Source organism: Gottfriedia acidiceleris (genome assembly GCF_002128425.1).
In the GTDB taxonomy this organism is placed as follows: domain Bacteria; phylum Bacillota; class Bacilli; order Bacillales; family Bacillaceae_G; genus Gottfriedia; species Gottfriedia acidiceleris.
In genome coordinates, this window is record NZ_NESS01000005.1 from 302,313 (window position 1) to 315,307 (window position 12,995).

The 12,995-nt window shown below is 35.0% G+C and carries 11 protein-coding genes; all 11 read right to left on the bottom strand.

Features of this window, described 5'->3' with window-relative positions:
- Positions 1-351: 351 nt before the first annotated feature.
- Entirely contained in the window at positions 352-690 is a 339-nt protein-coding gene (locus tag B6K90_RS12025) for a hypothetical protein (protein ID WP_088013011.1), read from the bottom strand.
- A gap of 180 nt (positions 691-870) precedes the next feature.
- The gene (locus B6K90_RS12030; protein WP_088013012.1) at positions 871-1,809 is read right to left on the bottom strand and encodes a hypothetical protein; all 939 of its coding nucleotides are present in this window, start codon (positions 1,807-1,809) and stop codon (positions 871-873) included.
- 358 nt (positions 1,810-2,167) lie between these two features.
- Complete coding sequence (locus B6K90_RS12035; protein WP_088013013.1) at positions 2,168-2,713, bottom strand: DUF1572 family protein; 546 nt, start codon at positions 2,711-2,713, stop codon at positions 2,168-2,170.
- 759 nt (positions 2,714-3,472) lie between these two features.
- Positions 3,473-4,111, bottom strand: a complete 639-nt coding sequence (gene pyrE, locus B6K90_RS12040; protein WP_088013014.1) for an orotate phosphoribosyltransferase — start codon at positions 4,109-4,111, stop codon at positions 3,473-3,475.
- A complete protein-coding gene (gene pyrF, locus B6K90_RS12045) occupies positions 4,108-4,821 on the bottom strand; it encodes an orotidine-5'-phosphate decarboxylase (protein ID WP_088013015.1) in 714 nt (237 codons plus the stop codon). Before pyrF ends, pyrE begins: the two co-directional genes overlap by 4 nt.
- Positions 4,793-5,734 (bottom strand): dihydroorotate dehydrogenase, encoded by a 942-nt coding sequence (locus B6K90_RS12050; RefSeq protein ID WP_088013016.1) that lies wholly within the window; start codon positions 5,732-5,734, stop codon positions 4,793-4,795. Before B6K90_RS12050 ends, pyrF begins: the two co-directional genes overlap by 29 nt.
- Positions 5,731-6,501 (bottom strand): dihydroorotate dehydrogenase electron transfer subunit, encoded by a 771-nt coding sequence (locus B6K90_RS12055; protein ID WP_056471012.1) that lies wholly within the window; start codon positions 6,499-6,501, stop codon positions 5,731-5,733. Before B6K90_RS12055 ends, B6K90_RS12050 begins: the two co-directional genes overlap by 4 nt.
- The gene (gene carB, locus B6K90_RS12060; protein ID WP_088013017.1) at positions 6,498-9,710 is read right to left on the bottom strand and encodes a carbamoyl-phosphate synthase large subunit; all 3,213 of its coding nucleotides are present in this window, start codon (positions 9,708-9,710) and stop codon (positions 6,498-6,500) included. Before carB ends, B6K90_RS12055 begins: the two co-directional genes overlap by 4 nt.
- Entirely contained in the window at positions 9,695-10,795 is a 1,101-nt protein-coding gene (locus tag B6K90_RS12065) for a carbamoyl phosphate synthase small subunit (protein ID WP_088013018.1), read from the bottom strand. Before B6K90_RS12065 ends, carB begins: the two co-directional genes overlap by 16 nt.
- Positions 10,792-12,078 (bottom strand): dihydroorotase, encoded by a 1,287-nt coding sequence (locus tag B6K90_RS12070; RefSeq protein ID WP_088013019.1) that lies wholly within the window; start codon positions 12,076-12,078, stop codon positions 10,792-10,794. Before B6K90_RS12070 ends, B6K90_RS12065 begins: the two co-directional genes overlap by 4 nt.
- The gene (locus B6K90_RS12075) at positions 12,062-12,973 is read right to left on the bottom strand and encodes an aspartate carbamoyltransferase catalytic subunit (RefSeq protein ID WP_088013020.1); all 912 of its coding nucleotides are present in this window, start codon (positions 12,971-12,973) and stop codon (positions 12,062-12,064) included. The genes B6K90_RS12070 and B6K90_RS12075 overlap by 17 nt, the downstream gene beginning before the upstream one ends.
- Between the last annotated feature and the right edge of the window lie 22 nt (positions 12,974-12,995).

The following is a 12,995-nucleotide window of genomic DNA, read 5'->3' on the forward strand; positions in this document are numbered from 1 at the left end:
TTAGTCTTTAGGATTATAAAAAAAACTACAACTTAAGTCGTAGTTTTTAAGATTATAAGCATCATTTACCTTGGCCAAACATTATTGTTGTAGGACTTTCCCTTTTAAAAATTACCTATTTCTATTTCAATATTTTAAAATCGTATGAATGAACTGTTTTCCCTTTTACTGACGACAAAATTTCGTCTACTCCCTTCATTTGAACTACATTTGTTTTTTTGCCAGTTTCTAAAGAATAACTGTCAACATTTTAAAAGGTTTTTCATAAAGGAAAAAACCGTCAATTGACGACTAAAATGGGTTATATTTGAAATACCAAAAAGTAAAATTCTTTTTAGTCAAATCAACTTTTTAGACTGACTTATATTTTATTTTCCTGAATAAATAGAATGATAACATTCCTAATAAAAGATATATGATTACTGGAGTAACTATATTTCCTAAATTATACCATATTGAAATAGGTAGAATGACTGCAGCAGCTGATAGCGTGAAGCCAACTATCATACTTTCTTTTGAATTTGAATAAATAATGCCCTGAATAATGAATATTATTGGGAAGAGTAAATATATTCCTAAAATTATATATTTACTTTCAGGAAACATAGAATCTATCCAAATAAATGCTAATAAAACTATACTTGGTAATATTGTTGCAAGGAAATTCTTCATAATCATTCCTCCATTCATTTGAAATTACCCCTTAGTGTTTTATACACAAAAAAGGATAAATTGATAAAATTATTCATTAAAAAAACAACAAACTTTACATAAAGAGAATTTACAATAAATGGCGAACTTTAAACTATTATTTTTTTGTTTGTATTTAAATATAAACAATGTTCATTTATAAAATAATAATTCCTTTTTTTATTTCAATATTTTAAAATCATAAGAATGAACTGATTTCCCTTTTACTGACGACAAAATTTCCTCTACTCCTTTCATTTGAACTACCTTTGTCTTTTTGCCAGTTTTTAAAGAATATTGTTCAATATAATATTTAACTTTCTTTTTTGAATGATACCTTACCACATACAGTGAATCATTTTTGAAATACGTTTGCTCTCCATACCGATACGGACCTTTTCGTGGATTTTCAATTGTAAATTTCTTTTTCACTAGATTACTAGTAGTGTCCATTGTGTAAACTTCACCTAATCCATTTACAAAGAAAAGCTCCTTTCCATAAAGATAGATCGAATGATTAGGGCTGTAAGGACTTGTTGCGGACAATTGATTGATCGTTTTATTTTTATAGGAAACAAGTGTGAACATATCTTGCTTTAATGTTTTCTTATTTATTCGCACTAGTACTTCATTCTCATCACTCAAACTCTCTGATTTACTTTCCCCAAGTACCATGTAATAATAATTTTCATCACTAATAATCTGTGACCTAGGACCGTAGCTGTCATAACCATTTCGTTTTTTAAACTGAGTTAAATCTTTTATTTTTAGTTTGTTGTCATCGAAACCAACTTTACGTAAATGACAAGTCTCATTATCTTCTGTTAAAATAAGTATTTCATTTTTATCAACACCCGATGTAGAAATAAAATGGGGGATATTTCCTTTTTCAAATCCTTTGTCATTTCCATATAATACATTTGAAGCATAACCATTTTTTACAAAACCTGAATTAAAAATAGTAAAATAAAGATTTGAACTTTTTAAATATCCTGTTAGATCTCCTGTATGTTGATACTTCATTTTAACTTCTTTATATTTATGACCAATTAAACGTAGTGTTTCTTTATCCTCTAATAATAGGCCAGCTTCTCCTAACCCAACGCTACCAAGTTCCAATCCTTTCATTTTAGAGTGATATGTGTTGTTTAAATTTTTACTGATGAATCATTCATCACAATTCTATACAAGAATATTATATAAGGAAAAGTTTACTAATTTTTACTAAATTTTAGTCTCTTTTGTGACAGTTTTTAACTTCTTAAAATATGGTTAATCATATTTCAATCCGAAATAGTACAGGGTAAAGTGAAAGATAAAGTTAGAAATTTTTAAAGAAAACTAGCAAATTGGAGAGTTTTTAGGCGAATACTGAGGGCGTAGTTGCAATAATATTTTTACTAAAATTTGCTACTTCGAGAAGCTTGCTTCACCGCTGCAAATTTATACTTTCTTAATGCGTAAAAAAATCTACAACCTAAGTCGTAGATTTATTTGATTCATTCAGTTTGTATTCTAAGAATTCTTGAGACTTTCCTTTAGGAATACTCAAACTCTTAAATTCATCATTTTTTATTAACTTAGTAATATAAATGATTTGACCGATATGACTCCCGTAATGACTAATTTGTCTATGTATTGCTTGTAAAACAGTATGATCTTCACCACGAATTTTAATCGTTTTTAATACATCTTCTTCTTGTAGGCTCTCTAGCGTGTTAAAAACAACATTCCATCCTTTATTCCAATCAGCTAATAACTCATCCTTTGATTGGTAAATCCCCTCAAATTCAACGTCACGATTTCGCCATGGTTTTTCACCATCAGTCGTGAGAAAATCCGTCCATCTAGAAATCATATTACCACTTAAATGCTTTACAATTATGGAAATACTATTCGATTCACTAGATGGTTGTAAGTGCAACTCCTCATTATTTAGCTGATCCATCGAACGATCACCAAGCTTTTTTATCCCTTTGAATTCCTTTAAACTATTCGAAAGAAATTGTTTTGCGATTGACATCCTTGGCCCTCCAATTTAAAGTTTCATTCAATCAATTTTATGAATAGTTTAAAAATTTATTAATTATTTATCAAATAATATGTTTAGGCGTATGGTGCGAAAGTAGAGATTATTTTTCATTTTGTATGATTTTTCATATGTATCCTAATCATTTTAGATGATTTTATGCTTGGATGATTGTTTTAAGTGAATTTTTTATTGTGGAGCAGTCAGGTTGAGTGTACCTTTTATAGTTTATTTGCGATTTTACTATTTTAAATTGTGATTCCTTATTTTTATTTGCCATTTTCGTTTTTTAATTGCTGTTCTCTATTTTTAATGGCGATGGCTGTTTTTTATTTGCGATTTCCAGTTTTTATTAGCGATGCCTCATTTTTAATAATGTGTTTTGTTACGATTAAACAATATACGACCTTTTTTCTTTTAAACCAAGGTAAATCTAAGACTTATTTGCTCTTTTGAATTTTTTAATTGCAGTTTTGATTATTTTATTTGCAGAATTGACATTTTTAATTGCATTTTTGGCTTTTTTATTTGCAGTCCACTTTTTTTATTTGCACTTCTGACTATTTTAATTGTAGTTTCGACGATTTTATTTGCACTTTCGATCGGTTAATTGCAGTCGATTTTTTATTTGCACTCCCGATCGATTTATTTGCAGTCCACTTTTATTTGCACTCCCAATTTATTTATCTGCATCCCAAATTCACCCCACAAAAAAAAGATGACTCCAAAAAGTCATCTTTCCGATTCTAAGTATTAAACTTCTACAGTCATCCAACTAGCATCTTGTGGATTTTTTCTCCATGCAGTTAGTTTTGCTACATGTTCTGCTTCGATTGAGCCTTGTTCTTTTGCTACTTCTACTAGTGTGTCATAGTCAGTTAGAGAATAGTATGTTACGTCGTTTGCATCAAATTTCTCTACTGCTGCTGGAAGATTATATGTGAAGATAGAGACTACTCCTAGTACTTCGCAGCCCGCTTCCCGTAAAGCTTCTACACATGTAATTACGCTGCCGCCAGTTGAGATTAAATCTTCTACTACTACTACTTTTTGTCCAGTTTTAATTGGGCCTTCGATTTGGTTTCCTTTGCCGTGGCCTTTTGCAGAGCTACGTACATAAACCATTGGTAATTCCATTAAATCACTTGTCCATGCTGCGTGTGGAATTCCAGCAGTTGCTGTTCCAGCGATTACATCTACGTTACCAAATTTAGTTTGGATTAGTTCTACTAAGCCTTTTGCAATGTTTTTACGAATTTCTGGATAGCCAAGAGTTAGGCGATTATCACAATAGATTGGAGATTTGATTCCTGATGCCCATGTAAATGGAGTTTCAGGTTGAAGGCTTACTGCCCCAATGCTTAATAAGTTTGCTGCGATATTTTTTTTCATATTGTTACGCCCTCCCATTGTGCAATTACTTCTTCATATGCTTCTACTGGATTTTCGCTTTTTGTAATACTGCGTCCTACTACAATATAGCTGCTTCCAAATTGTCTAGCTTTCGCTGGAGTTGTTACACGTACTTGATCATCTACACTATTATCTGCTAGGCGAATACCAGGTGTTACAGTAAGGAAGTTCTCACCATCAACTGCTGCTTGAACTAACTGTACATCAAGTGGAGAGCAAACTACACCGTCAAGACCGCTTTCTTCTGTTATAGCAGCATATAGCTTAATTGAATCCTGTAAAGAAGAAATTCCTTGTTCATGGATTACTTGTTCTTCTGAAGTACTTGTCAGTTGAGTTACTGCAATTAGTAAAGGTCTTTTTTTACCAGCTGGAGTGCCTTCTTCTAGACCTTCTAATGCTGCCTTCATCATTTTCGTTCCACCAGCTGCATGAACATTAACCATGTCTACTTCTAGAGATGCGATATTTTTCATTGCATGTTTTACTGTATTTGGAATATCATGAAGTTTTAAATCTAGGAAGATTTGATGTCCTAATTCTTTTAATTCCTTTATGATCGCTGGACCCTCTTTGTAAAATAGCTCCATCCCTACCTTTACGTAAAGAGACTTTTGAAATTTTTTTACAAAATTCATTACTTCATCTTTTGATGAAAAATCAAGCGCGATGACCACTTGTGATGACATGTTGTTTCCAGCTCCTTCCAATACATTCTTCAATTGACTGATATCCATATTTGTGTAGCACTTCAGGTAGTTCATCTATGATTGTTGGACAAACAAATGGATCAACAAAGTTTGCCGTACCTACACCGATTGCACTTGCTCCTGCTAGGAAAAACTCTAGTGCATCTTCTGCATTCATAACCCCGCCCATTCCGATGATTGGGATGTTTACTACTTGGCTCACATCATGAATCATACGAATTGCTACTGGTTTTATTGCAGGACCTGATAATCCACCAGTTTTATTAGCTAGAATTGGTTTACCAGTTCTTAAATCTAATCTCATCCCTAGTAATGTATTGATCATTGTTAAACCGTCTGCTCCTGCATTTTCAATTGCTTTTGCGATTTCAACAATATTCGTTACATTCGGAGATAATTTTACATATAGCGGAACTTCGCTTACTTCTTTAACTTTCTTAGTTACTTCAGCCGCTGTTTGTGCATCCGTTCCAAATGCAATCCCGCCACATTTTACATTTGGACAAGAAATGTTTAATTCTAGTGCTTTTACATTACTTACTTTTGAAATTTCTTTTGCGACTGTTACATAGTCTTCAATAGTTGATCCAGCAATATTTGCAACGATTGGTACATCATAATTTGATAACCATTTTAATTCACCGGCAATTACTTTTTCTAAACCAGGATTTTGAAGTCCAATCGCATTTAACATCCCCGCTTGAGTTTCAGCTACTCGAGGTGTTTCATTTCCGTATCGTGTTTCAACTGTTGTTGCTTTTATCATAATAGCTCCAAGAATACTTAGATCGTAAAGATTTGCAAACTCTCTACCAAATCCGAAGCAACCAGAAGCTGGCATAATAGGATTTTTTAAATCTAAGCCAGGAAGTTTTGTTTGTAATGAAATCATAGTACTACCTCCTCAGCTTGGAATACTGGTCCATCGCTACAAATTTTACGATATGACCCGTCTTCAGTATGGCATACACATGCGAAACAAGCTCCTATTCCACAACCCATTCGTTCTTCAAGTGATATATATCCATCCTTCATACCTTTATACTGCTGTTGTAAAGCCTTTAACATAACAGTTGGACCACAAGCAAAGTATTGATCAAATTGAAGCTCTTTTTCACGTATTACATCTGTAACGAAACCTTTTGTACCTAAAGTTCCGTCTACTGTCGCCATAAAGGTTGGACCTAATTCTGAAAATTCTTTTTCATAAAAAGCTACATTGCTTGATGCAAACCCTAACACATGAATTACATTTACACCACGAGCTTTAAATTGCTTCGAAAGTTCATACATCGGAGGTACGCCAATTCCACCACCAACTAGTAGTGCAGTATCTCCTTCTGAAAGAGTTTCAACATCATAACCTTGACCTAGAGGACCTAATACATCAACTTGTTGTCCAACGCTTGCTTCTTTTAAAAGCTTAGTTCCTTCACCTTCTGCGCGGAATATCATCGTGAACTCACTTTTCTCTTTGTCGATCGAACATATACTGATTGGTCTTCTTAATAGTGGCGTTAGTCCACCAGTCACTTTTATATGGACAAACTGCCCAGGAGAGTGCATCTCCTGAACTAGTTCACCTTTTAATGTCATTTCGACAATTTGATGGGCAATTTCTCTGTTTGAGACAATTGTCATGAGTTCTTTTTTTATCATACTAATACGCCAGCCTTCATTTCTTTGTTTGGTAGTGCAGAAGTTGAGAATGTTAAGCTTTCAATTACTGATAATATTGCAGTTGCTGTATCTAGTGAAGTTAAGCAAACTACTCCGTTTTCAACTGATTCACGACGAATTCTGAATCCATCACGAGCTGGTTTTTTACCTTTTGTTAACGTATTGATCACAAACTGTGCATCTCCACGCTTGATCATATCTAGCATATTGTCTTCATGCTCGTTAATTTTGTTTACCGCTTTTACAGGTACACCGTTGTTTTCTAAATGATTTTTAGTTCCTTCTGTACCGAATACTGTAAATCCAATTTCATGGAAGCGTTTTGCGATATTTACTACTTCTTCTTTATCTTTATCAGCTACTGTAATGATTACTGAACCGTGTGTTGGGATTTGCATTCCCGCAGCAATTAGTGCTTTGTATAACGCTTTTTGAAGACTTACATCTTTACCCATTACTTCTCCAGTTGATTTCATTTCAGGGCCTAATGTTATATCTACTGAGCGTAGTTTAGCGAATGAGAACACTGGTGCTTTTACATAAACTTCATTTCCTTCTGGATGGTAGCCTGTTGCATATCCGAATGAAGCTAATGTTTGACCTAGAATCACTTTTGTTGCGATATTCGCCATTGGTACATTTGTAATTTTACTTAAGAATGGTACTGTACGGCTTGATCTTGGGTTTACTTCTAGTACGAATACTTCATCTTTATCTGTTACAACAAATTGGATGTTAAGTAATCCTTTGATATTTAAGCCTTTTGCTAGTCTGATTGTATAGTCGATTAATTTTTGCTTTGCAGCTTCTGATACATTTTGTGTAGGATATACTGCGATTGAATCTCCTGAGTGAACTCCAGCTCGTTCGATATGCTCCATAATACCTGGAATGTATACATCGATTCCGTCAGAGATTGCATCTACTTCAATTTCTTTACCAGTTAAGTAACGGTCTACTAATACTGGATGCTCTGGATTAATTTTCACTGCATTTTGCATGTAATGTAGAATTTCTTCACGGTGGTAGACAATCTCCATCGCGCGTCCACCTAGTACATATGATGGTCTTACTAATACTGGATAACCAATTTCATCAGCGATATTTGCTGCTTCTTCAGGTGTCATTGCTGTTTTTCCTAGAGGTTGTGGTACTCCTAAATGTTGAAGTGCTTCTTCAAACTTGTCTCTGTCTTCAGCACGATCTAAATCTTCAAGTGAAGTTCCAAGAATTTTCACACCACGTTCTACTAATTTACCTGCAAGGTTAATTGCTGTTTGACCACCGAATTGAACAACTACTCCCATCGGTTTTTCTAAGTCGATAATGTGCATTACGTCTTCAATCGTTAATGGTTCGAAATACAGTTTGTCTGAGATACTGAAGTCTGTCGAAACTGTTTCTGGATTGTTGTTAATAATGATTGCTTCGTAGCCAGCTTCTTTAATTGCTCTTACACAATGTACTGTTGCATAGTCAAACTCGATCCCTTGACCGATTCGAATTGGACCTGAGCCAAGAACTACTACGCTCTTCTTATCCGTTACAATTGATTCATTTTCGATTTCATATGTTCCGTAGAAGTATGGTGTTGTAGATTCAAACTCTGCTGAACATGTATCAACCATTTTATATATTGGGATGATTTGATTTTGTTTTCTAAATTCGTAAATTTCTTTATTTGTTGCATTCCATTGTGATGCGATGTAGTCATCACTGAAGCCCATTTTCTTAGCTTTTAAAAGTACATCTAGTTCAAAATGGTTATCTTTAATTTGTGTTTCCATTTTTATAATGTTTTCAATTTTGTGTAGGAAGAAAAAGTCAATTTTTGTAATATCGTGTATTTCTTCTAACGTCATACCTGTTCTCATTGCTTCAGCAACAATGTAAAGTCTTTCATCGTCAGCTTTTGCCATGCGAGTAATCATTTCATCTTTAGTCAGATCTTTTACTGCGTTAAGCTCGATGTGATTTATTCCTAATTCTAGAGAGCGCACTGCTTTTAATAATGACTCTTCAAGTGTTCTACCGATTGCCATTACTTCTCCAGTTGCTTTCATTTGTGTTCCTAACTGACGGTTTGCTGTTTCAAACTTATCAAATGGCCAGCGTGGAATTTTTGATACGATATAGTCTAATGCTGGTTCGAAGCAAGCATATGTTTTCTTTGTAACTGGGTTAATCATTTCATCCAATGTTAAGCCTACTGCGATTTTTGCTGCTAATTTTGCAATCGGATAGCCAGTTGCTTTTGAAGCAAGCGCACTTGAACGTGATACACGTGGATTTACTTCGATTACATAGTATTGGAAGCTATCTGGATCTAGTGCTAGCTGTACATTACATCCACCTTCGATTCCTAAAGCACGAATGATTTTTAATGATACATTTCGTAGCATTTGATATTCGCGGTCACTTAATGTTTGAGAAGGAGCTATTACGATTGAATCTCCTGTATGAACACCAACTGGATCGATGTTTTCCATGTTACATACTACAATCGCATGGTCATTTGCATCACGCATTACTTCATACTCGATTTCTTTAAATCCTGCGATACTTTTCTCTAATAAACATTGTGTAACTGGACTATTTTTTAATCCGCTTGCTACGATTTCAATTAGTTCTTCTTCATTGTGACAAATACCGCCGCCTGTTCCACCAAGTGTGAATGCAGGTCTTACGATAACTGGGTAGCCAATTTCTTCAACGAAGTCATATGCTTCTTCTAAAGAATGAATGATTGTACTTTCTGGTACTGGCTCGCTTAAGTCATTCATTAATGTTCTGAATAAGTCACGATCTTCTGCACGGTTAATTGCTTCTAGAGTTGTTCCTAAAATTTTTACTCCACACTCTTTTAACACGCCAGATTTATCTAGTTCTACCGCTAGGTTAAGTCCTGTTTGACCTCCTAATGTTGGTAAAAGTGCATCTGGACGTTCTTTACGAATGATTCGGCTAACGAAATCTACTGTTAGTGGTTCAATATATACTTTATCAGCTGTTTGTACATCCGTCATAATTGTTGCAGGGTTTGAGTTTACAAGAATTACTTTGTACCCTTCTTCTTTCAATGCCTGACAAGCCTGTGTTCCAGCATAGTCAAATTCTGCTGCTTGACCGATTACGATTGGTCCTGATCCGATTACTAAGATTGTTTCAATGTCTACGCGTTTTGGCATTGTAAGTTCCCCTCTCTTTTCTGTGCTTCCATCATGGTAATAAATTCATCAAATAAATAGTTTGCATCTTCTGGTCCAGGTGATGCCTCTGGGTGATATTGTACTGTGAATGCCGGGTATTTCTTATGTTTAAGTCCTTCTACAGTTCCATCATTTAGTGCAACATGTGTTACTTCTAAATCAGTTCCTTCAATTGAATCCATTTCTACAGCATAACCGTGGTTTTGTGAAGTGATTGCTACTTTTCCTGTTTCTAAATGTTTAACTGGATGGTTCGCACCACGGTGTCCGAATTTAAGTTTTGAAGTATTTCCTCCATTAGCTAGAGCAAATAATTGGTGACCTAAGCAAATTCCGAATAATGGTATTTTGCCTACTACTTCTTTAATCATTTCGATTGCTACTTGAACATCTTTTGGATCTCCAGGTCCATTACTTAACATAATTCCATCTGGAGCAAGTAAGAAAATTTCTTTTGCTGAGATATTATATGGAACGACTGTAACGTCACATTTACGGTTTGTTAATTCTCTTAAAATACCATGCTTCATACCGAAATCCACTAATACTACTCGATGTCCTCTACCTGGACTTCTATAAGGTTTTTGTGTTGAAACTCGTTCAACATGGTTTGTGAATAGAGGTGTGTTTGTTAATTCTGCAACTACTTCATCAACATTTGCTTCCATGCTGCAGAACTTCCCTTTCATCGTTCCAACTTCACGAAGTTTTTTAGTTAACATACGTGTATCAATTCCTGCTAAACCTGGAATTCCTTTATCTTTGCAATATTGATCCAAGCTCATTTTGTTTCGGAAATTTGATGGATGCTCAGCATATTCTTTTACAATTAAGCCGTGAACTGCTGGTACGATGCTTTCAAAATCCTCTAAATTGATACCGTAGTTCCCAACTAATGGGAAAGTGAATGTTACGATTTGTCCACAGTAAGATGGGTCAGTTAATACCTCTTGATATCCTGTCATACCTGTTGTAAATACGATTTCTCCTGTTGTTTCAACTTCGCTACCAAATCCTTCTCCTACAAAAACTGTTCCGTCTTCTAATATTAATTGACGCATCATACTGTTAGTTCCTCTCTTTCATATACTAATTTGCCATTTACCATTGTCATTACTGGCCAACCTTTACAGTTCCAACCATTAAATGGAGTGTTTTTACCTTTTGAAAGGAATGTTGTTGAATCGATTTCCTCTTCTAAATCTAAGTCGATTACAGTTAGGTCTGCTACCGCTCCAACTTCAATTTTCCCTCTATTTAAGTTAAAAACTTCAGCAGGTTTAGTTGTTAAAAAGTTTATTACTTGTTGTAAAGTCATTTTACCTGTTTCAACAAAATGAGTGTTTAATAATGGAAAAGCAGTTTCTAACCCTACAATTCCAAACGGTGCTAATTGCATTCCCTGAGCTTTTTCCTCTTCTGTATGAGGTGCATGATCTGTTGCAATCATGTCAATTGTTCCATCAAGTAATCCTTCGATTAATGCTTCACGATCGACTGCACTTCTTAATGGAGGATTCATTTTGAAATTTGTGTCTAAGCCTGGGATATCATCTTCACAAAGAATTAAATGGTGTGGAGAAACCTCAGCCGTTACATTAATTCCAGCACGTTTTGCATCGCGTACTACTCTTACTGATTCTTTTGTACTGATATGGCAAACATGATAGTGACAACCTGTAGCTTCAGCTAATAGAACATCTCGAGCAATTTGAACACTTTCACAGATTGAAGGGATTCCATTTAATCCATTTTCTTTTGAAAACTTACCTTCGTGGACACAACCTTTTTGAATCAGTGTGTTTTCTTCACAGTGTGCAACGATTGATACATTTAGCTCTGCTGCTTTTTGCATTGCTTTGTACATCATTTCAGCAGATTGAACTCCTACACCATCATCTGTGAATGCAAAAGCGCCATTTTCTTTTAAGCCTTCAAAGTCAGTTTGTTCTTCACCGGCTTGTCGGATCGTAATTGATGCATATGGTAATACATTTACGACTGCTGTTTCTTCTATTTTTTTATTTAATGCGCTTATGTGCTCGATTGTATCTGGTACTGGTCGAGTATTTGGCATTGCAGCAATTGTAGTAAATCCTCCTCTTGCCGCTGCCTTCGTACCTGTTTCGATTGTCTCTTTATGTTCCCCACCCGGCTCACGAAGATGCACATGAACATCTATTAAACCTGGTGAAAGCAATTTGCCGTCTAATTCAATTGGCTTTGCATCTTCATCAACAATTGTTTCAGCGATTACTGAGATTTTTCCATTAACTACTAATACGTCTCTATTTAGAAGTTCACCATTTTCTTGTAAGATGACACCGTTTTTAAACAAGTACTTCATTTTTCATCTCTCCCCATACAGTTGGTAAGGCTCTTTTTAACACAGCCATTCGTACAAATACTCCGTTTTCCATTTGCTTAAAGATTCTTGATCGATCGCATTCTACTAATTCACTTGCGATTTCTACATCTCGATTAAATGGCGCTGGATGCATGATAATGCTACTAGGTTTCATTTTTGCTGCTCTTTCAACCGTTAGGCCATGCTTTTGTAGGTAATTTTCCATTATGTGATTAGTCTCTTCGTCATGCCTTTCATGTTGTACTCTTAGTAGCATCATGACATCAACTTCTTCGACTAATTCATCCAAATTTTTATATGTTCCATAAGTATTTTTATCGTCTTTCCATTCATCAGGACTTGCGAAGTATACCTCTGCTCCTAGTCTAGTTAGTGCTTCAGCATTAGAGCGAGCAACTCTTGAATGTCTTAAATCTCCCACAATTGCTACTTTTAGCCCTTTAAAGCATCCGAATTCTTGTTTGATCGTTAGTAAGTCAAGAAGGCATTGTGTTGGGTGATTTCCACATCCATCGCCGGCATTCAGGATTGGCATTCCTGCATCTTTTATTTCTTGAAAATACTCGTCTTGAGTATGACGAATTACGACTGCTTCAACACCAATTGCTTGAAGGGTTTTAACCGTGTCATACAAAGTTTCACCTTTTTGAATGCTTGAGCTTTCAACTGCTAGGTTAATGACTTCAAGTCCAAGTTTCTTTTGAGCTACCTCAAAGCTAAAGCGAGTTCTCGTACTATTCTCAAAAAACAAATTTGCAACAAATGTCTGACGTTTTAGGCTACTTATTTCTCCATTTGCAAAGCTTTGTGCTTGGTTAAGCAAATCTTGAATTTCTTCGATTGTTAAATCAGACATGGTTAATAAATGATTCATCCGTCATCCCCCTAAATGAATT